Here is a 22,015-nt window from a genome sequence, read left to right as displayed (position 1 = left end):
TAGGGACCCGCATCGCCGTGCGGCACGGAGTGGGATGGCCCGGACCCGGCGTGGCCACGGCCCGCGCGGGCGAGAACGATGCGGAAGAAGCGGTGGGGAGCGGTATGCGGGACGTCAGGGACGACGAGGAAACGGAGCGGTTCGTGAGTGGTGCGGCGGCGGGCGGGGACACGGTTCCGGGGCAGGGCACCTTCGATGCGGCGTACCGGGACCAAGCCGCAGCGGAAGCGTCCGCCGACGCCCCCGCCGGTTCCGCGCCGCGTTCGCACCGCCCCAGGTTCGCCCCCGGCTCCCAGGTCCTGGTGCGCGACGAGCAGTGGCTGGTGAAGAAGGTCGCCGACACGACGCACGACGGCTGGATGGTCGAGGTCACCGGTGTCTCCTCCCTGGTGCGCGGCACGGACGCGGTCTTCTACGAGAAGCTCGACCACATCGAGCCGCTCGACCCGGACCGGACCCGCCTGGTCCCCGACTCGTCCCCGAACCACCGCAAGGCGCGCCTCTACCTGGAGGCCGTCATCCGCAAGACCGCCCTGCCGCAGACCGAGCAGGGCCTCGCGCTGGCCGACAACTTCCTCATGGACCAGCAGACGCACCAGCTCCGCCCCGCTCAGCTGGCCCTGTCCATGGAGAACCCGCAGCCCCGCGTGCTCGTGGCGGACGTGGTGGGCCTCGGCAAGACCCTGGAGATCGGCATCCTCCTCGCCGAGCTGATCCGCCGGGGCCGCGGTGAGCGCATCCTCGTGGTGACCCCGGCGCATGTCCTGGAGCAGTTCCAGCGCGAGCTGTGGACCCGTTTCTCCATTCCGCTCGTCCGCCTCGACTCCACCGGTATCCAGCGCATCCAGCAGGACATCCCGGCCGGCCGGAACCCGTTCGCCTACTTCAAGCGGGCGATCATCTCCGTGGACACCCTCAAGAGCGATGTCTACGCCCACCACCTGGAGAACACCGACTGGGACGCCGTCGTCATCGACGAATCCCACAACCTGGTCAACCGGGGGACGAAGAACAACGCCCTCGCCAGGCTCCTCGCCCGCCGCACCGACGCCCTCGTGCTGGCCTCCGCCACCCCGCACAACGGCGATGGGGAGTCCTTCGCCGAGCTGATCGGCATGCTCGACGAGGCGGCGATCGCCGACCCCACCGCGTACGACGTGAAGGACCTGGGGCACCTCTACATCCGGCGTACCAAGACCGACCCCGAGGTACGCGACTCCCTCAAGGGCGTGTGGGCGGACCGGGGCCCGTCCCGGCCGGTGATCGTCGAGGCCACCGCCAAGGAGCGGGCCGTCCTGGAGGAACTGGCCGCGCGCTGGATCCCGCGCGACCCGGCGGCCTCCTCGGTGTGCGCGGACCCGATGGTCGCGTACAACCTGCTGAAGGCGTTCCTCTCCTCCCACCGGGCCCTTCAGGATTCGGTCCAGGCACGGGCCAAGGCCCTCGACAAGCCCCTGAAGGGCCGCAGGAACCAGGACCCGGCCAAGCTGGAGGCCGCGCGACGGGTCGAGCGGGAAGCCATCCTCGACCTGGCCCGCGTCGCGGGCGACCTCGGCAGCGACGACTCGTCCAAGCTCGACGCCCTGGTCGAGGCGCTGAAGGAGATCGGTGTCGGCCCCGGTTCGGACACCCGCGTCGTGGTTTTCTCCGAGCGCGTCCCCACCCTCAAGTGGCTCGCCGAAACCGTACCGGCCCGGCTCGGATTCCCGGCGAAGCAACTGGAGCCGGGCGAGAAGAAGACGAAGCCGTGGAAGGCGTACGGCGGGGTCGTCGAGGTCATGCACGGCGACGCCACCGGTGAGGACGAGCAGAAGCGCATCGTCGAGGACTTCGGCCTGCGCACCGCGCCCGTCCGGCTCCTCTTCACCGGCGACGTCGCCTCCGAGGGCGTCAACCTGCACCAGGAGTGCCACCAGCTGATCCACTACGACCTGCCGTGGTCGCTGATCCGCATCGAGCAGCGCAACGGCCGCATCGACCGGTACGGGCAGGAGACGAAGCCCCAGTTCCGGGCCCTGGTGCTCACCAGCGACGTGGAGTGGCGCACCGACCCGGAGACCGGCGAACCCCTGCCGCTGGACGACCGGCTGGTCGGCGCCAAGCTCCTCGCCCGCGAGGAGGAAGCCCACCGCATCGAGGGCACCGCGGAGGCCGTCACCGGAATCTACCGGGCGAAGGAGGAGGACGACCGGCTGACCCGCGACCTCATCGCCGGGCGCACCGTCGAGCAGTCGATCAAGCAGTCGTCCGCGGGTGGCGGTGTCAAGGGCATGCTCGGCCGGCTGATGGGCAACGTCGGGGCGAAGAAGACGACGGACGACGTGCCGCGCGCCACCGTGCCCAGCCTGTTCGGTACCGGCGGCGGTACGGGCGCGACCTCCGGCTATTTCGACGAGGCGCTCCGCCAGGTCTGCCACCCCATCAGTCCGGACATCGCCCTCAAGCTGCGGCGTGAGGAGGACGGCACGATCGCCTTCGAGCCGCCGTCGGACCTCCTTCACCGGCTGAAGGCCCTGCCCAAGTCGTATCTCACCGAGCAGCAGATCCTCCCCACGGCGAACAAGGCCGGCCGCATCCGCCTCACCTTCGACAAGGGCCTCGCCGCCAAGCGCCTCAAGGTGGCCCGTGAGGACTCCGCCAGCCAGTGGCCCAACGTCAGTTACGTCTCCGACGTGCATCCCGTCCTGGACTGGGTCACCGACAAGGCGCTCGCGGCGCTCCGCCACGACGAGGCGTTCGTGCTCGCCTTCGACCCCGACAAGGAGAAGGCGGCCGACATCGATTCGGAGCTGGCCGCCGCCCTCGACGGCCCCGTCTACCTGCTCCAGGGCATCTACTCGAACACGGCCGGGCGTCCCACCGTGGTCGAGTGGATGGCCGTCAGCGGCCTGCCCGACGCCCCCCGCGTCCACCGGATCGACGACTCCTTCCTCGCCGCCTGCCGGGTCGGTCCCGGCATGCCCGGCCGGGCCACCCCGGTGGACCTCCCCCTCCTCCAGTCGCGCGTGCCGGATGCCGTCGCCGAGGCCCGGCGCTTCCTGACGGACCGCGAGGGCGCGTACGCGCAGGAAATCGACGCCGTACTCGCCCCGTACGAGAAGCGCGTCACGGAGTGGCGGCAGACGGCGCTGTTCACACCGGCCGCCCGCCGGTCGCACAAGGTCAAGCAGGACGTCGACCTCACAGCGAGCAGGCGCAAGACGCTGATCCGCTCCCTGCGGACCTCCGGCGCCCCGCTGCTGCGGCTGCTCGCCGTCCTCGAACCCCTCGCCGCCACCCCGGCACCGCGACCCACCGCCGTACCCGCCGAGACCGCCACGCCCGACGCCGGGGAGACGACCGCCCGATGAGCACCGACTTCGATTCCTTCTCCAACCGCGGCGAGTACCTGTCCGCCCACTACTTCGCCGAGCAGCTCGCCGACGGCCTGAAGAAGGGCGTCTTCGCGGCTTGGGCGGACCGCGAGTCCGACCAGAACGACGACCGCCCCACGCCCCGGGTCGCCCTGCGCGGCCTGCGGTCCGTCTACCTCGACGAGAAGTACCGCGGGTTCTTCGCGGAGCAGGCCAAGGCGGACGCCGAGGAGGACGAGCGCCCCGACGCAGTGGGCTACGAGAAGTTCTTCCACACCTACCAGGACGAGGAGTGGAGCGAACGCGTCGAGGACTGGCACCGCAAGGTGCTCGCCGCCCTCGGGTACGTACAGGCGGGTGCCGAGTCCGGTCCGCGCGAGCTGACCGTCCACCGGGCCGGGCGCGACCACACCGTCCCTGTCGCCTGGCACGGCGACGGCATCGTCGCCGTCGACTGCGGCTGGTCCGCGAGCAATGACACGGCCCTGGACGCCGACTCCTACGGCCGCCTGCTGCACCCGGTGCGGACGGTCGGCAGCGGCGAGACCTACGAGTCGGGGTACGCACTCGCCACCTGGCTGTTCCAAAGCGAGCTGGGAGGCGAGGGCGGCAGCGCTCCGCGCTTCGTCCTGCTGCTCTGCGGCGGCGTGATCGTCCTCGCCGACCGCCAGGCGTGGGGCGAGGGCCGCTACCTGGCCGCCAACCTCGATGCCGCCCTGGAGCGCAACGACCGCAGGCAGTCCGGCGAACTCGCCACCATCGCCGGCCTGTTCAGCCACGATGCGCTCGCTCCGGCCGAGGACGGCAAGGGCCCCGCCATCGACGCCCTCGTCAAAGCATCCCGCGACAACGCCGTCGGCGTCTCCGGCGAGCTGCGCCAGGGCCTCCAGAAGTCCGTCGAGATCATCGCCAACGAGGTCCTGGCCCGCCTGGAGGAGACGGGCCTCGAACCGCGCGACCTCGAAACGCCCGGCGACCCCTTCGCACGGCAGCTCACCCGCGAGTCCCTGCGCTACCTCTACCGCATCCTGTTCCTCCTGTACGCCGAGGCCCGCCCCGAACTCGGCATCCTCCCGGCCGACGACGGCACCTACGAGGCCGGCTACTCGGTGGCCCGCCTCCGCGATCTCGTCGAGCGGGACGCGCAGCTGACGGACGAGACCGCCCGTCGTGGCTTCCACCTGCACGCCTCGCTCGACCTGCTGTTCAACAAGGTCAACTACGGCCACCGGGAGTACGGCACCGAGCCCTGGGACGAGCGCCCCGGCGATGACGCGGAGACCCGCAAGAAGAAGGCCAAGCAGCGCAGCGAGGGCCGTGGCCTGCGCTTCGACCCCCTGCGCAGCGAACTCTTCGAACCGGCGTCGGTGAGGCTCATCGGCCTCGGCACCCGCGACCCGCGCCGCGACGAGGAGGGCCCCGAGGGACCGGCCTGGCTCGACCTGCGGCTCCGCAACAGCGCCCTGCACGAGGTGCTGCGCCTGCTCACCATGAAGAAGGCCAAGCGGCGCGGCGAACGCGGTGGCTTCATCTCGTACCGCAACCTCGGCATCAACCAGCTGGGAGCGGTCTACGAGGGCCTGATGTCGTACACCGGCATCATCGCCGAGGAGGAGCTGAGCGAGGTCGCCAAGGGCGGCGACCCGGAGAAGGGCTCCTGGCTGGTCCCCTCGCACCGGCTCAAGGAGTACCCCGAGAACACCTGGGTCGAGTACGACGAGCGGGACCGGGAGGAGAAGGGCCTGCGCGGGCCGAAGAAGTACCCGGCGGGCACCTTCGTCTACCGGCTCGCGGGACGCGACCGGGAGACCTCGGCGTCGTACTACACCCCTGAGTCACTGACCCAGGTCACCGTCGAACTGGCGCTCAAGCACCGCCTGGACCAGGAGAAGGACGCCGAGGGGAACGCCGTCAGGACGCGGGCCTCGGAGCTGCTGAAGTACCGCATCTGCGAACCCGCGCTCGGGTCCGGCGCCTTCCTCAACGAGGCGATCAACCAGGTCGCCGAGGAGTATCTGCGGCGGCGCCAGGACGAGTTGGGCACGTCGATTCCCACGTCCGAGGCGCTGACGGAGAAGCAGAAGGTCAAGGCGTACATCGCCCTGCACAACGCGTACGGCGTGGACCTCAACTCGACGGGCGTCGAGCTCGCCGAGGTGTCGCTGTGGCTCAACACGATGCATCCCGGGATGCGTGCGCCGTGGTTCGGGCTCCACCTGCGGCGGGGCAACTCGCTGATCGGCGGACGGCGTTCGGTGTACGAGGCGGAGGACGTCGCGCCGTGGAAGGGCAAGGCGCTCTGGCTGAACGCCAAGGGCACCCAGGCGCCGACGCCGCTGCCCTTCCGTAACAACGAGGCGGGCGGGGAGTGGCAGCCGCTGCCGGACGGGGCGGTGCACCAGTTCCTGCTGCCGACGCCCGGCTGGGCTGCGGTGACGGGTGCCAACGGCGACGCGAAGAAGCTGCTGGGGCAGCTGGCGGGGGACGGCGTCGACCAGCTCAAGGCGTGGAAGAAGGGCATCCTCCAGAAGCCGAAGCGACGGCTGAACGCCAAGACCGGCAAGCCGATCCTTGCGGGCAAGACGGGACGCGAGACGACCTCCCAGTACACGAAGTTGAGGGACGCGGCGCGGCGGGCGGAGTTCCTGTGGTCGCTCGTCGTCAAGCGGATGGAACTGTCGGAGCGGGAGATCGCCCGGACCGTCGACGTGTGGGGTGCGGATTCGGGGGAGGACGGGGAGTTCGCGTTCCTGCGCCGGGCTGCGGGCGACGCGGAGGGGGCCAGCGGTGCCACCCGTCTGTCGAAGGAGAAGGTGTACGCCGAGCTCTTCGAGGCCGTGGGGTCGCCGTACTGGCGGCTGAAGCAGGTCATGGACGCCTGGTGCGCGCTGTGGTTCTGGCCGACGGGCGAGGCCGCGCTGCTGGACGGGAGCGCGTCGGAGTACGACCCGAAGGAGGCGGTGAACGCCGCGGAGCTGCTGGGGGAGATGTTCGGGGCGGCCGGGGCGGTGGTCGGTGGGGAGCCGGAGTCCGGTGAGGTGGGGGAGCCGGTGCGCCTGGACGTCGTGCCGACGCCCCGCTTCACCGAGCAGACCACGCTGTTCGCGACCGAGTCCGGCGTTCAGGAGTCGCTGCTCTTCGCGGAGGCCGGGGGCGAGGCAGGGGAGGGTAAGCCCGCCCCGGCGAAGCGGAGGAAGGCTGCGGCGAAGCGGGCTCCGCGCGACTGGCGGGACGTCATTCCGCTGGTTGACCTGGACGACTGGATCGACTTCCTTGAGGCGATGCTCGGAACCGTCGAGATCGACGAGAACGACCTGCTCACGGATTTCGCCCACCTGGACGCGCTGAAGGACTTCGAGCTGAGCCTTCCGTACCTGCTGGGGATGGACGTCAAGGATCCGGAGGAGCGGTTCCCGTGGATGCGGGTCGTGAGGGACATCGCGGAGGAGCAGGGGTTCCTGCACTGGGAGTTGGACTTCGCGCTGGCGTTTGCGGAGGGCGGCGGGTTCGACCTTCAGGTGGGGAACCCGCCTTGGGTGCGGCCGGAGTGGAAGGAGAACTCCGTCATCGCGGAGTTCGAGCCGTGGTTGATGCTGACGGAGAAGCCTCCGGCGGCGGAGAAGCAGCGGCGGCTTACGGCTGAGCTGGCCAAGGCGGAGGTGGCGGCGTACGCGCTGGGGGAGGTGGCGGCCACAGTCACGTTGGCTGACTACCTGGCGGCGCCGCAGGTGTATCCCTTGGTTTCAGGCAGCCAGCCGGACCTGTACCGGGCCTTCATGTGCCAGGTGTGGGATCACACAGCGGCGTTCGGTAGCGCTGGGTTGGTCCACCCGGACACCCACTTCAATGGGGACAAGGAGGCCGCGCTCAGGGAGGCCGCCTACCGGAGGCTCCGGATGCATGGTGACTTCGTCAACGCGGGCAATCGCTTCTTCCCGCCGCCCGTCGGCAGGTCCAGCCACTTCGGTGTGCACATCTACGGCACGCTTGGGGAAATCGATTTCCAGCACCTGTCCTGGCTGTTCTCCGTTGAGGCGCTGCGGTTGTCTGCTGCGCACGATGGCGCGGGCGAGGCGCCGGGTGTGAAGTTTGAGGGTGACTGGGACGAACGACCGCACAGCAAGCGTGTCGTTCAGGTCACCACAAGCACCTTGGCGCGCTGGCAGAAGCTCTCCGGAGAGCAGGGTGTCCCCGTCGAGCAAGCGCGTCTGCTTACTCCGGTGAGCACGGCAGAGGACCCAGCTATCGGCGCGCTCGCGGGCTATCCACTGCGGCTTGGCAACCTTTCCCCGCAGATCAGTAGCGGTTTCCATGAGAGCGGAGCGAAGAAGTCCGTCTATGGTCCCGCCGAGGACACGCCTCTGATTGACTACAACAAGGATCTCGAGGACAGGGGCGATTTCCAGGCGAGCAGCTGGGAAGACGTTGTACTCAAGGGCCCCCAGATCGGTGTCGCCAACCCGTTCTTCAAGCAGCCCAGTCAGGGTGGCGGTGAAGTACGCGGGCTCAATCACCTGGAGCTTCAGTCGGATGCGATTCCGGAATCGGAGTACCGAAGGGTCGCGAACGAGGACACGTACCGGGACGAGCAGGACCGATGGGTGGACTACGCGGAGCTGAAGCGGCTGAGAGCTTCGGATGAGGGGATCCGGGCGGTGAAGGGGGCGGTTGCACGGGAGCTGGGGTGTCTGCCAAGGGAGGTTCCGTATGAGTCGGTGGACAAGGTCTTCGTGGCGCGCGCGACGAAGCCATACACGCGGTTCTACCGCGTGGCATGGCGCGAGATGATCGCCCCTGATACCGAGCGGAGCCTCTATCCGGCTCTGATCCCGCCAGGTGCAGCACACATTCATGCCGTGCGATCCGCCGAGGTCGGGAGTGGTTCCGGCACTACCTTGTTGGCGGGACTGTGGTCATCACTGCCTGTGGACTATTTCTTGCGCATCGCGGGGGTCGGGCACCTTGATGTTGCCCAGGCCCGACGCCTTCCCTGGCCGAACGAGTCCCACCCTCTGGCGTCAGCTCTCCTCCTCCGGACTCTCCGGCTCAACTGCCTTACCAGTGCCTACGCCGACCTCTGGAGAGAACTTCACGACTCCACTTGGTCGGCGTGCGAGCCTTGGGCTCTTCGTTGGCCACTGATGTCTACGCAACTCCACCAGACCACCTCGGCTTGGCAGCGCAACACCCCCCTCCGTACCGAGTACGCCCGCCGCGCCGCCCTCGTGGAGATTGACGCACTCGTGGCGGTGTGGCTCGGCATTGACGCCGACACACTCATCACCATGTACCGGGCCCGTTTCCCGATCATGCAGGACTTCGACCGGGTGACCTGGTTCGACGCTGCCGAGCGCAAGATCGCCGGTGACCGGTACACCTACGGCCACGGCCAGACGAAGGACCACTGGAAGCAGTTCGAGGCCTACATGGCCGACCCCGCCTTCGCAGCCCACCAGGCCGACCCCACCACCAACCCCGCCCCCCAGACCCCCGTCCCCGACGGCTACACCGCGCCCTTCTACAAGGCCGACCGTGAGACCGAGATGCGGGAGGCGCACGCCTACTTCCAGAAGCGTCTGGACGCAGCCGTGGCCGCCGGACAGTGGGACCCGGTCACCCAGGAGGTGCCCAAGCCGTGAGGCCCACGCTCGAAGCGGAAGGGCTCAAGGAGAGCCTGCTCCAGTACCTGTCCACCACCTACGCGCTCACCGACGAGGGCGCGCGGCAGGCGCTGCACCGGTTCCTCGGGGACGACAACTCCGGGATGTTCCGGGGGCCGTTCCTCCGGCTGCGTACCCCCTTCGTGGACGCGGACCCGTCCTGGGAGGAGTACCTGGACTGGCGGCGCACCGACGGCTGGAAGCCGTACGCGCACCAGGCCGCGGCCTTCGAGCGGCTGTCCTCGGCCGGCGGCCGTACGCCCCGACCGACGCTCGTCACCACCGGGACCGGGTCCGGCAAGACGGAGTCGTTCCTCTACCCCGTCCTCGACCACTGCGCGCGCGAGCGGGCGGCGGGGCGCGGCGGGGTGAAGGCCGTGCTCCTGTACCCGATGAACGCCCTCGCCACCGACCAGGCGCAGCGCATCAACGCCCTGCTCGGCGAGCATCCCGAACTGGGCAAGGTGCGGGCCGGGTTGTACATCGGCGACCGGGCGGCCACCCGGTACGGGCGGGTGTTCACCGACCGGTCCGACATGCAGGTGACGCCGCCGGACATCCTGATCACGAACTACAAGATGCTGGACCTGCTGCTCCAGCGTGCCGCCGACGCCCCGCTGTGGGCGGACGCCGACATCCGTTACGTGGTGGTGGACGAGTTCCACACGTACGACGGCGCGCAGGGCACCGACGTGGCGATGCTGCTCCGCCGGCTCGCCTCCGCCGTCGGGGCCTCGGAGGAGGGGCGTCCGCTGGGGCGCATCTGCCCGGTCGCCACGTCGGCGACCCTCGCCTCCGGGACGGACGCCGACGGCGTACGGCAGCTGCTCGACGTGGCGACCGAGGTGTTCGGGACCGAGTTCCTCGCGGACGCGGTCATCGGGGAACAGCGGCTGACCGTGGACGAGTTCGTGCCGCGCGCCGACTACGACCCGCTCGTCCCCACGCCCACACCGGACGAACTGGCGGCGCTGCCCGACCCCACGCTCGGCGAGGAGGAGTTCGCCGCGCTGGCCGAGGCCGTCACCGGCAGCCGGGACACCGACCCGCACGTGCTGGGCCAGGTCCTGAAGCGGCACCCGCTGACCTCGGCCGTGCTGCACGCACTGGACGGGCAGGTGCGTCCCGTGCCCGAGGTCCTCGACCTGATGTGGCGGAGCGGGGCGCAGTCCTGGGGCCGCACCATCACCCTGCGGCCCGAGCTGGCGGCCAAGGCGCTCGCCCGCTTCATCGCGCTGCTGTCGGTGGCCCGTGACCCGGCGTCGGCGCCCGAGAAGCCGCGCCCCTTCGTGCAGGTCGAGGTGCATCAGTGGGCCCGGTCGGTCTCCCGTCTCGTGCGGGGGGTGCTGCCGTGGCCGAAGGCCGAGTTCCAGTGGGACGCGGCCGGGGCCCCGGAGGCCTCCGAAGGGGGCGCGGCGCACACCGCGCCGGTGACCACGGCGACCGCGGGGCAGACCGCGAACCTCTTCCTGCCCGCGGTGTACTGCCGTGACTGCGGCCGCTCCGGCTGGGCGGTCTTCACCCCGGAATCCGACGACCTGGACGTCGAGGTCGATACGCACAAGATCCGGCGGGCCTCGGTCAGCCAGGACAAGATGCGGGTCCGCAACCTGATCGCCGCCACCGACGGGGAGGCGAAGGAGGGCTCCGGGGCCGCCCCCATGGAGGGCGCGGGCCGCGCCGCCGGACGGGCCGACGCGAACGCGCTCAGCGTGTCCGGGGCCGGTCAGCTCCGCGTCCTGGACGGCCCCAAGCGCAGGCTGCGGCTGCCCGACCCGGTCGCCGACTACGACCCGGAGACGGGCAGCCCCCGCCTCGCCGGATCCGACTCCGCGTTCGTTCTCGTGTACCTGGGGGAGACCGCGACCAGGGCCGCCGAGGACGACTGGTGCCCGGCCTGCGGCTCGCACAACACGATCCGCTTCCTCGGCACCGGCGCCGCAGCCCTCGCCGCCGCCTCCGTCACCCAGCTGTTCACCGGCGGCGAGCTCGACGCGGAGCAGGGCGAGACGAAGACTCTGATGTTCAACGATTCGGTGCAGGACGCCGCGCACCGGGCCGGCTTCGTGGCGAGCCGTTCGTACACCTTCTCGCTGCGGGCCCTGTTCAAGAGCCACCTGTCGGAGGACCGTCCGACCGCGCTGAACGACCTGATCGCGGACGTGGTCGCCGCGACCACCGACCGTAGGACGCTCGCCGCCGTCGTCCCCACCGACCTGCACGACTTCAAGGGCGTGAAGCGGCTGCTGTCCGGCGAGGGCCGGGGCGGTGACGAGAAGACGTGGAACCTGATCGGGGAGCGGTTCGCGTTCGAGGCGCTGATGGAGTTCGGGTTCCGGTCCCGCAACGGCCGCACCCTGGAACTCACCCGGACCGCCGCCGCCCAGGTGCGGATAGCCGATCCGGCCGCCGCCGTCGCACTCGTACGTACCGCGCACACCGCGCCGTACGGAAAGGGCGGCCAACTGCCCGTTCCCGAGCCGCTGGACGACGCGCGGTACCTCGGCTTCCTGCGGATCTTTCTGGAACGGCTGCGGACCCGGGGCGCCATCGGCCACCGCTGGCTGGACGGTTACCTGAAGGAGGCCGGGACCAGCCGTTACTACATCTGGGGCAAACGGCCCGCCGGCATGCGGGCCTTCCCCAAGGGCATCGCCGCCCCCGTGTTCCTGCTGAGCGCGCCGAAGACGAAGAGCGAGTTCGACTTCGCCACCGGACGGCTCTCCTGGCCCGAGCGCTGGGCACAGCGCAGCCTCGGGCTGCCCCGCGAGCAGGCCGCCGAGTTCTGGTCCCGGCTGCTGCCCGACCTCGTCGCCGCCGGGCTGCTCGCCGTACGCACCCCGGAGGACAGCAGCCTGCGGATCTACGGGCTCAAGCCGGGCGCCGTCGACGTACAGCTCCTGAAGGACAGCGAGGTCAACGAGGCGTTCGTCCGCTGCCCCTCCTGCTTCTGGGAGCAGACCGTCCACCCTGGGCTGCTGCCCCAGTGGGACGGCCAGAAGTGCCCCGCCTACCGCTGCCGCACCGGCCGTCTCGTCGCCGGAACCCGGCCGGAAGGACTCGGCCGGCACCAGCGCGACCGGGACTACCGCGAGGACTACTACCGCAGGCTCTACCGCAAAGCCGGCACCTACCAGGTCATCACCGCCGAGCACACCGGCATGCTGAGCCGGCCGGAGCGCGAACGGGTCGAAGCGGCGTTCCGTGCGGGCACCGGGTTCAAGGACCCCAACGTGCTCTCCTGCACCCCCACCCTGGAGATGGGCATCGACATCGGCGACCTGTCGGCCGTCGTGCTCGCCGCGCTGCCCCGCCGCGCCGCCAACTACGCCCAGCAGGTCGGCCGCGCAGGCCGGCGTACCGGCAACGCCTTCCTGCTCACCATCCCCGACCGCAGCCGTCGCGACCTGTACTACCTCGACCGGCCCCACGACATGATCGCCGGGCAGATCGTGCCGCCGGGCAGCCACCTGTCGGCCATCGAGATCCTGCGCCGCCAGTACCTCGCCCACCTGCTCGACCTCGCCGCGCAGGGCCGGCTGAAGCGCGCCGACGGGCGGCCGCTGGCCGCGGTCCCGCACGAGGCACCCGCCCTGTTCGGCCCCTCCGGATACCTCGCCGACCTCGTGGACGCCGCGCTCGCCGGTGCCTCGGGACTCGTCGAGCACTTCCTCGCTCTCTTCCCCACCGGAGTCAGCCCCAAGGCCGCCGACGACCTGCGGGCCTATGCCGGACGCGGGCTGCGCGGCGCCGTCGAGGAAGCCGGACGCCAGTGGAAGCGCGGCGAGGAGGAACTGCGGCGCAGGCTGAAGTTCATCGACGAGGCCGTGCACGAACTCCACGAGGACGACGACGAACAGCGCGTCCGCAAGGCCGAACTCGAAGCGGAACACCGGGCCGTCGGCAAACGCCTGATGAAACGCGGCCTCACCACCGCCCAGCAGGCCCTCTGCGATCTCGGGCTGCTCCCCAACTACGCGCTCATCGACGCCGTCACCACCCTCAACGCCACCCTGTACTGGCCCGACGGCACCGACCCGAAGACCGGCCGGGAACGCTTCGACTCCAAGATGCGCCCCTACGACCGGCCGCGCCGCTACGCGCTGTCCGAACTCGCCCCCGGCAACACGTTCTACGTCAACGGCTACAAGCACCAGATCACCGGCATCGAGATCGGCAGCTCCACCCGGCCCGACTGGAGCCCGTGGCGCTTCTGCCGGGACTGCGGGTACGTCCGCACCGAGAACGCCGCCGAGGACCGCAGCCCGTGCCCGCGCTGCCACAGCACCGGCATCGCCGACGACGGGTCCTGCCTCCACCAGGTGATCGAACCCACCGTCGTCACCTCCCGCGACAAGCGCGACGACGCCCGCATCGGCGACGACAAGGACGACCGCGAACAGCGCTTCTACACCGTCGTCGATGCGGTCGACATCCCTGCCGAGCACATCGAGGCCGGGTCCTCCTGGCGGCACACCCGCGAGACCTTCGGCGTCGACTACTCACGCAAGGCCGTCATCCGGAAGATCAACGCCGGCCCGCTCCGGTTCGACGCACGCGCTGATGACGAACTGGCCGGGCATGACGTACGGCTGGCGCCCTTCCACGTGTGCACCGCCTGCGGAGCGGCCACCGCCGACGGCAAACCGGTCTTCGACCACGACACCGACGCCCTCGACACCTCCGCCGTACGCAACCCGGACGTCAAACACCACCAGCCCTGGTGCCCGCTGCGCCGCGGCAAGAAGGGGCCGGACGCCCCGAAGCAGGAGCCGGTGCTCCTCGCCCACCAACTGACCACCGAGGCCCTGCGCATCCTGCTTCCCGCCGCGACCGTGCTCGTGGACGAGAAGGTGCACTCCTTCCGGGCCGCGCTGCGTCTCGGGGTCGACCGCCACTTCGGCGGCGACCCGTCCCACCTGGACACCACCCTCGCCAGGATGCCCGACAAGGCCACCGGCGAGAAGCGGCACTTCCTCGTCCTCTACGACCGCCTTCCCGGCGGCACCGGCTACCTCGACCGGCTCACCCGCCCCACCGCCTTCCGCGACACCCTCGCCGAAGCACGCCGCGTGCTGCTCGCCTGCCCCTGCAAGGACGAGGGGCGCCGAGCCTGTCACCGCTGCCTCCACCGATATGCCGAGGAACGTCACCAGGACGAGGTCTCGCGCCGCGAGGCCCTGGAGATCCTCAACAGCCTCCTCGGCCCCGTCGACGAGAACGGCCGCCCGCTGACCGACGATGAAGGGAACCCCGTCGACCACTGGCAGGTCGCGGAAGTCCCCACGACCGAGGCGATCGGCCTGGACCGGCAGGTCGAGTCCGACCTGGAGTCCCGCTTCCTCGCCGCCCTCCGCACTTGGAGCGGCGACCAGGACGATGCCTCCCTGGAGGAGAGCGGCGCACACAGCGGCAACCTCCGCTTCACCGGAGCCGCGGCCTGGCGGCTGACCGCCCAGCGGGACGAGGAGTTCACCCGTACCGACTTCACCTTCGAGAGGACCAACGGAACCCCCCAGAAGGTGCACGTCTTCCTCGACGGCCACCGCTACCACGCCACCCGCGCGCACAACCGCATCGCTTCCGACTGCAGGAAGAGGGACGAGCTGCGGGCCGGCGGGGCCCTCGTCTTCCAGATCACCTGGGACGACCTCGATCTCTTCGAGCAGGGCGAACGGGCCAAGGTCCGCCCGGTGTGGCCGCCCTATCGGCGCACCGGGCAGGACGCCGCCAAGGACTGGTACGAGGAGCTTGGCGGCGAACGCGCCGACCTCGCCCCCGCCGTCTTCGGCAACCCCATCGACACGCTCCTCGGCTACCTCCGCGACCCCTCCCGCGCCCGATGGGGACGGCGGGCGGAGGCACTGGTCGGCGGGCTCCTCAGCGCCCCTGAACCACTGGCGCAGAACGTCGACCGCGCGCAGGCCCGCGAAGCGGTGCGGGGCGCACTCCGCGCCCTCGCGAAGGGCGGGAGCCCGGCAGCAGAGGCCGAACCCGTCGCCGGGGACGCGGAGATCCTCGTCCTCCACGCCGCGGACGAGCACGGTCTGCCGCTGCTCTACACCGTCGACCCGTCCGGTGGGCCGGACGGGACGGCCGCGGTGGGCTGGGGTGCGATCGCCGTACTCGACGACCATGACGACGACCAACTCGGCACTGCCGCACACAAGCTCCGCTGGCGGTCCTGGCTCTACTGGTCCAACCTCCTCCAGTTCCTCGCCTTCACCGGCGGCGACGGCGTGCAACTCGCCACGAGCCTGGCCGCCGACTTCCCCGTGGACGTCCTCCGCGTCACAGGCGGGGCCGGTGAACTGGAGACGCTCGTCGCCCGGCTGCACCCCTCGACAGACGCGGCGGAGAACGGCCCGACGGCTCCGGAGGAGCCCACAGGTCCGGCGCTGGAGGCCGGCCGGCTCCCGAACCGCGTGCCCGTGCCCCCCTCGTCCGCCTCCGTCGCCGAGCGGGCCCTCGAAGGGCTGCTGCGGGACAGGGCCTGGGACGAGGACATCCTCGAACTCCTCGAAGAGGACGAGCCGGATTCCGACCTGACCCGGCTTGCCAGGGAGCTCGCCGAACGGGGCAAACGAGCGCCCGTCTTCGGCCATGAACTCGGCGACCGCGGCTGGCAGGCCGACTTTGCCTGGGCCGACACCGGTATCAAAATCGCGGTGGTCGCGGACTCCGACGGTCACGACAGCGAGGAACGCCGTAAACGGGACGACGCCTACACCGGTGACGGCTGGACCGTACGCACGGCCGCCGACTGGCTCGACCACCTCGATACCCTGCTGGCTCTGCTCCCCGACACGGAAGGCCCGACCCACCGATGACCGCACGGCTCAGCCTGTACGAGAAGGCCGAACAGGAGCTGTACAAGCTCGACCGCTCGGTCAAGGGCAAGTTCTACGACTTCTCCCACCGCTTCCGGCAGAACCCCGACCACCCCGGCCTCGATCTGAAGCCGCTCAAGGGAGACGGCCGCGTCTACCGGGCGAAGATCGACCAGTCCTACCGGGCGCTGCTCGCCAAGATCGGTGTCGACGGCGACGGCCACGAGAAGTGGCTCGTCGTCGCCGTACGGCACCGGAAGCACGTTTACGAAGAACTTTCCGTCGCCATCAACCGCATCACCGGAGAGATCGAGTTCGTCGACCTCTCCGTGGTCGGCCAGAGCGTCCTCCAGCGCGCCGGGATGACCCTCACCCCGGCGGAGCAACCCGAAGCCGGGGAGGAACCGGAGACGCCGGCCCCGGCACCGGAGGCAGCCGAACCGGACACAGCCACGCCCGCCGTCCCGGAGGCCGAACCGCTCCTGGCCGGTCTCACCCCGGACGATCTCCGGGGACTCGGCGTCGCCGAACAGCTCATCGGACTCGCCCTCGCGGTCACCGAGAGCGGGGAGCTCGACGCCCTCGTCTCCGGCGCCCCGCTCCTCACCAAGGACATCCTGTACGGGCTCGCCGCCGGCCTCTCCCTCGACGAGGTACGCAAGGAGATCACCGCCCCGGTCGAGGTCGAGCTCGACGAGTCCGAGCGTCACGACCTGGACGCGGCGCTGGCCCGTACCACCGTCACCACCGTCGACGACGCCCTCAAGGACGTCCTCGAAGAGGGCGACTTCCGTGCCTGGAAGGTCTTCCTCCACCCCGCCCAGGCCAAGCTCGTCGACCGCCGCTACAGCGGCCCCTTCCGCGTGTCCGGCGGTCCCGGCACCGGCAAGACGATCGTCGCCCTGCACCGGGTCAAGCACTTGGCCGAGCAACTGCCCCCCGGCCACAGCAAGCCGATCCTGCTCACCACGTTCACCAAGAACCTCACCACCGACCTGCGGGCCCGCCTCGCCTCCCTCCTCGAACCCGAGCAGCTCGCCCGCGTCGACATCACGCACATCGACCAGCTCGCCGCCCGCGTCCTCAACGAGAACACTCTCTCGGGCGCCGGTAAACAGCGCATCTACGACAGCGTCGCTCTGAACACCCTGCGCCAGATCCTCGTCGAACTCGACGAGAAGCGCTGGGACGCCGAATTCCTCTACGAGGAATGGGAGCAGGTGATCCTCGGGCAGTCCCTCGGTAGCCGCAAGGCGTACTTCGACGCCCGCCGGGCAGGACGCGGCCGATCCGTCAGCCGCACCGACCGGGCCCAGATCTGGAAGATCCTGGAGCAGTTCACCACCCGTCTCGACAAGGAGAACCGCGAGACCTGGGGACAGGCCGCCGAACGCGCCGCCCGCTTCGAGATGCAGCGTGCCTCCAAGATCAAGGCCCGTCAGGAGCACAAGGAGGAGATCGGCGGGAAGGACCTCATCCACCGCGACGACAGCTCCGGCATGTACTACCTGAGCCACCGCTACCAGCACATCGTGGTCGACGAGGCGCAGGACCTGCGTCCCGCCCACTGGAAGATGCTCCGCGCCATGGTCGCCACCGGCGACGATGACATGTTCATCGCAGGCGACACCCACCAGCGCATCTACGACCAGCAGGTTACCCTGGGGACCGTCGGGGTCCATATCCGCGGCCGCGCCGCGCGTCTCACACTGAGCTACCGGACGACCCGCGAAATCCTGAACCGCGCCATGGAAGTGGTGAGCCCCAAGAGCGCCCAGATCGCCTTCGACGACCTCGACGACGGCACCGACAACCTCGACGGCTACCGATCGGTCCTCCGCGGCCCGGTGCCGGAGCTCGTTGCCTGCGACTCCTGGGACGACGAACTGGCCCAGCTGGCTGTCGTACTGCGGACCTGGCGGGAAGAACTCGCTGTGGGGGGAGCCGACGGCAGATCCCGCGACCCACGTGGCACCATCGCCGTCTGCGTCGCCGACCGCGACGCCGTCAACCAGGTCATGTACTACTTGGCGACCGAGGCCGGTCTCACCGTCGCCGAGCTCACCAAGGACGGCGCCAAGGGCGATGGCGACATCCACGTGGGCACCATGCACCGATTCAAGGGCCTCGAATACCAGAGACTCGCCATCGTCGGTGCCCGGGACGGTGTCATCCCTCGCGCCTCACTCGTCCAGCGCTACCGGGAAACCGATCCGAAGCGTCTTGCCCGTGAGGAACTGAAGGCGCGCTCCCTGCTCTTCGTGGCGGCCACCCGGGCCCGCGACACCCTGCGCATCAGCTGGCACGGGAAGGCGAGTCCGTATCTGCCACGGTAGCGGGTGAGGCCGGCACTGCCCCTCACCCCCGCAACGCCTCCGCGATCACCTGCACCAGATGCCGGCTGTCCAGGCCCGCCAGGTCCCGGACCTGCGTGCGGCAGGAGTAGCCGTCCGCGAGGATGCGGCGGTCCGGGGTGGCGGACGCCCTGGCCAGGATGCCGTCGCGGGCGATCTTCTCGGAGACCTCGTAGTGGCCCTTCTCCATGCCGAAGTTTCCGGCCAGGCCGCAGCAGCCCGAGGAGATGTCGATGTCGCAGCCCATGGACTCCAGGAGCGAGCGGTCCGCCTCGTAGCCCATGACCGCGTAGTGGTGGCAGTGGGGCTGGACGAGGAGGTGTGAAGCCGCCTGCGGGGGCGTCCAGTCGATCGAGGTGAGGAATTCGGCGACCGTCCGGACCGCGCCCGCGAGTTCCGCCGCCCGGGGGTCGTCCGGCAGGAGCTCGACCAGGTCCGAGCGGAGCGTCGCCGTGCAGCTCGGCTCGATGCCGATCACCGTCCGGCCGGCCCGGACGTGGGGGAGCAGCAGGTCCACCGTGGAGCGGAGCTTCGCCTTCGCGGCGGTCAACTGGCCCGTGGAGATCAGGGTCAGGCCGCAGCAGGCGCCCGGCGCGGCGATCTCCACGTCGCAACCGGCCGCCGTCAGCACCTCCAGGGCGTCACGGGGGATCTCCGGTGCGAGCGCGTCCGAGAAGGAGTCGACCCAGAGCAGCACCCTGGGGCCGTTCGACCGCACGGACGCGGTCCTGCGATTCCCGCGCCACCGGAACGGCCTCGCCGGCAGCGGCGGCAGTGAGCGACGGGCGTCCGCGCCCATCAGGGTCATCATCGTCCGCCGGAGCACCGGCACCCGGCGGGCCAGGTTGACCAGGGGGGCCAAGGGCGCCAGCAGGCGCAGCCACTGCGGGAGCCGGCCCAGGGTGTAGTGGCTCAGCGGGCGGCGGCGGCCCCTGTACGTCTGGTGCAGGGCCTCCGACTTGAACGTGGCCATGTCGATCCCCGTGGGGCAGTCGCTGGCGCACGCCTTGCAGCTCAGGCACAGGTCCAGGGCCTCGTGGACCTCCGGGGAGTTCCAGCCCTCCGAGACGAGGCCGCCGTTCAGCATCTCCTGGAGCGCCCTTGCCCGGCCCCGCGTGGAGTCCTTCTCGTCGCGGGTGGCCGTGTACGAGGGGCACATGAAGCCGCCCTGGCCGCGCAGGTCCGCCCGGCACTTGCCCACCCCGACGCACCGGTGCACGGCGTCCGTGACGTCCCCGCCGTCGTGCGCGAAGGCGAACCCGTCGCTCGCCCGCAGCCGCCGCGCCGCTGGCCGCCGGAGGTCCGCGTCCAGCGGCGCGGGGCGGACGACGACCCCGGGGTTCATGACGTCGTCCGGGTCCAGAAGGGCCTTGAACGCCTCCATCGCGCGCAGCGCCTCGGGGCCGTACATGGAGGGGAGGAGTTCCGAACGGGCGCGGCCGTCGCCGTGCTCGCCGGAGAGCGATCCGCCGTGCTCGGCGGCCAGGGCGGCGGCGCGTTCCAGGAAGTCGCGCATCGGCGCGCCCCCGGCGTCGAGCGGGAAGTCGATGCGGGCGTGGACGCACCCGTCGCCGAAGTGGCCGTAGGCCAAGCCGGAGAGCCCCTTCTCGGCCATCAGGGCCTGGAGTCCGCGCAGATAGTCCCCGAGCCGTTCCGGTGGTACGGCGGAGTCCTCCCAGCCCGGCCACGCCTGCTTGCCGTCGGCGGTGCGGCCGGCCAGGCCGGCGCCGTCGGCGCGGATCTGCCAGAGCCGGGTCGCCTCGGGGCCCGCCGGGAGGACGACGCCGTCGGCGGCGTGCGAGGCCGCGGCGAGGGTGCGCGCCGCCTCGACCGCCTCCGCCGAGGTCGCCCCGCCGACCTCGGCGATCAGCCAGCCACCGCCCTCGGGCAGCGTGGGGACGGCCGCGTCGCCGTGCGCCCGGCGGACCACGTCCACGAGCTGCGCGTCCAGGCCCTCCAGTGCGAGCGGGCGGAGCGGAAGCAGGTGCGGCACGTCGTCGGCGGCCGTCGCCATGTCCGCGTAACCGAGGACGGCGAGCGCCGGAGCGGGTGCCTGCGGGACGAGCCGGACCGTGGCTTCGAGGAGGACGCCGCAGCTGCCCTCCGTGCCGGTCAGCGCGGCAGCGAGGTCGCGCCCGTTCTCCGGCAGCAGGTGCTCCAGCGAGTAGCCGGAGATCTGCCGCCCGAAGCGTCCGAACTCGGTACGCAGCACAGCCATGTGCTCCGTGACGAACGCGTCGAGCCCCGGCACCGCCCCGAGCGCCTCCGGCCCTGAGGCCGCCGTGATCACCTCGCCGCTTCCCGTCAGCCAGGTCATCGACACCACGTTGTCGGCCGTTCGCCCGTACGAGAGGCCGTGCGGCCCGCAGGCGTTGTTGCCGATCATCCCGCCGATCGTGCACCGGGTGGCCGTCGAGGGATCGGGGCCGAACCGCAGCCCGTGCGGCAGGGCCTCCTTCTGGAGGGTGCTCAGGACCGCGCCCGGCTCGACCACGGCCGTCGAGGAACCGGGGTCGACGGACAGCACGCGGTTCATCGAGCGGGAGAAGTCGATCACCAGGCCCGGCCCCACCGCGTTCCCGGCGCATGAGGTCCCGCCGCCCCTGACAGTGACCGGAACCCGGTGTTCACGCGCGATCCGGACCGCGGTGATCACGTCCTCCCTCGCCCGGGGCATGAGGACCGCGCCCGGCACGATCCGGTAGTTCGACGCGTCGGTCGAGTAGACCGCCCGGGTCGTCGCCGAAGCGTCGACGAGATCGCCCAGCTTCCCGCGCAGGGCGTCGAGAAACGCCTCGGTGAGGGGGACCGGGGCGTCTGCGGTGGTCGCGTCCATCGGGTGCTCCTGGGGGTCGGCGGGTGGACAGGCGTCAACCGGCTTTCGGCGACCACACCACCCGGAAGCCGATGTTGCCCGCCGAGCTGTCCACCGTGTTCGACGTACGCGCCGCGACCCGGTAGCGGTTGCAGTACGAGTCGTGGCAGAGGTACGAGCCGCCGCGCATCGTGCGGCGGTCGTCGGTGCCGGGCTGCCAGGGGTCGGCGGACCACTCCCACACGTTCCCGGCCGTGTTGTACAGCCCGAACCCGTTGGGCGCGTAGGTGTGGACGGGCGCCGTGCCCGCGTAGCCGTCCTCCTCCGTGTTGCGGGTGGGGAAGGACCCCTGCCAGATGTTGCAGCGGTGCTCGCCGCCCGGGACGAGCTCGTCGCCCCACGGATAGCGGGCCTGGTCGAGCCCGCCCCGGGCGGCGTACTCCCACTCCGCCTCCGTCGGGAGCCGGGCACCGGCCCACTGGCAGTACGCGAGCGCGTCGCGCCAGGTGACGTGGACGACCGGGTGGTCGCCCCGGTCGCGTATGTGGCTCCCCGGGCCCTCCGGCACGTCCCAGCGCGCCCCGTCCACCCCGCACCACCAGGGCGTCTGCCGCGGGCGCGGCGAGACCTTGCGCAGCGAGCCCGGCAGGAACTTCGCGAAGACGTAGCTCCAGCCGAACTCCTCCGCCTCGGTGCGGTGGCCGGTGGCCTCCACGAACGCGGCGAACCGGTCATTCGTCACGGCGTACGCGTCGATCGCGAAGGCCTCGACGCTCACCTCGCGCACAGGCCCCTCACTGTCGCCCCGGTTCACATCGGGGTCCTCGCTGCCCATGCGGAACGTGCCGCCGGGCAGCTCGATCCGGTCCGCGTAGGCCGCCTCCCGGGCACGCGGGGCGGCCGGCCCGATGCTCAGGACCGGACCGGCCGCGGCGGCCCCGTCCCGGGACGGGGTGCAGCAGCTCTTGGGGGCTTCGTCGGGGGTGTGGCTCATCGCTGCCTT

6 protein-coding genes are annotated in these 22,015 nt (G+C 70.8%); 4 read left to right on the top strand and 2 right to left on the bottom strand.

Annotated features, from left to right (window positions below):
* Positions 1-104: 104 nt before the first annotated feature.
* Genes ACZ6C6_RS15865 through ACZ6C6_RS15850 form a run of 4 tightly spaced genes read left to right on the top strand, consistent with a single transcriptional unit; the run spans position 105 to position 18,179 of the window.
* On the top strand, positions 105-3,350 hold the full coding sequence (locus tag ACZ6C6_RS15865; protein WP_469203095.1) for an SNF2-related protein: 3,246 nt from the start codon (positions 105-107) through the stop codon (positions 3,348-3,350).
* Positions 3,347-8,992 carry a hypothetical protein gene (locus ACZ6C6_RS15860; protein WP_469203093.1) on the top strand — a complete coding sequence of 1,882 codons (5,646 nt, stop codon included), beginning with the start codon at positions 3,347-3,349 and terminating at the stop codon, positions 8,990-8,992. Before ACZ6C6_RS15865 ends, ACZ6C6_RS15860 begins: the two co-directional genes overlap by 4 nt.
* Complete coding sequence (locus ACZ6C6_RS15855) at positions 8,989-15,843, top strand: DEAD/DEAH box helicase (RefSeq protein ID WP_469203092.1); 6,855 nt, start codon at positions 8,989-8,991, stop codon at positions 15,841-15,843. Before ACZ6C6_RS15860 ends, ACZ6C6_RS15855 begins: the two co-directional genes overlap by 4 nt.
* Positions 15,840-18,179, top strand: a complete 2,340-nt coding sequence (locus tag ACZ6C6_RS15850) for a UvrD-helicase domain-containing protein (protein ID WP_469203090.1) — start codon at positions 15,840-15,842, stop codon at positions 18,177-18,179. The genes ACZ6C6_RS15855 and ACZ6C6_RS15850 overlap by 4 nt, the downstream gene beginning before the upstream one ends.
* A gap of 22 nt (positions 18,180-18,201) precedes the next feature.
* On the opposite strand, the gene ACZ6C6_RS15845 is transcribed toward ACZ6C6_RS15850, so the two are convergent.
* Positions 18,202-21,033, bottom strand: a complete 2,832-nt coding sequence (locus tag ACZ6C6_RS15845; RefSeq protein ID WP_469203088.1) for an FAD-binding and (Fe-S)-binding domain-containing protein — start codon at positions 21,031-21,033, stop codon at positions 18,202-18,204.
* Between the two features lie 34 nt (positions 21,034-21,067).
* Positions 21,068-22,006, bottom strand: a complete 939-nt coding sequence (locus ACZ6C6_RS15840; protein WP_469203086.1) for a formylglycine-generating enzyme family protein — start codon at positions 22,004-22,006, stop codon at positions 21,068-21,070.
* Between the last annotated feature and the right edge of the window lie 9 nt (positions 22,007-22,015).

Source organism: Streptomyces sp. NPDC041814 (genome assembly GCF_055590565.1).
This window is presented reverse-complemented; position numbering and strand designations above follow the sequence as displayed.